General features: G+C 52.6%; 1 protein-coding gene. It reads left to right on the plus strand.

Features of this window, described 5'->3' with window-relative positions; genetic code table 11:
• Positions 1-79 precede the first annotated feature (79 nt).
• On the plus strand, positions 80-601 hold a 522-nt coding region (locus tag ACQ76X_RS36130), incomplete at its 3' end, for a hypothetical protein (RefSeq protein ID WP_438498698.1).

A 601-nucleotide genomic window follows, 5' to 3' on the forward strand; every position in this document is an offset into this window, starting at 1 on the left:
GTTGCTCATGGAGTATCAAGAATCCGGGAAGGTGTACCTGCTGCCTGCAGGAACGCTGAAGCCGTAAAGGAGGGGTACCATGAAGCGGTATTTCTTTCTGGCCGCGATGCTCATCCTTCTGGGAACCGTACAATCTCCGGTTACACATGCGGAGCTGGGTGATTCTGAAGGAGATGCTTCGAAAACGGTAGTTTCAGCCACCTATGCGGTTTATTCTGCGCAACCACTTGGTGCGATGCGTATAGCTGGTGAGTCCACGCCGATAACACTGAATACTTCCGGAAACCTACAGTTCTCCAAGCATCTGAAGCTGGAGGTTGAACATGAGGGAGACACGGGATGGCAATATGCCGTGCGATTGGATGAATTCACGGTCCGGCATACGCTTGCGCAAGGCAATATTCGGGCGAAGATTCCTGCAGGATATGCTTCATATCAAGTATCGGGGATTACCTCGGAGAACGAGACAAACGGGATGATAACCGGGGCGGGGGTATTTGCCTCTGGAAGTTCTCAAGTGGTGCTAGAAGCTGCTGAAGGTTCCGGACGCGGTCGTTTCAGTGCGGATCTGATCCTGCAGGTGGATCTTCCCGATCTTCTG

It is taken from the genome of Paenibacillus sp. IHBB 3054 (genome assembly GCF_051594305.1).
GTDB lineage: Bacteria > Bacillota > Bacilli > Paenibacillales > Paenibacillaceae > Paenibacillus_AQ.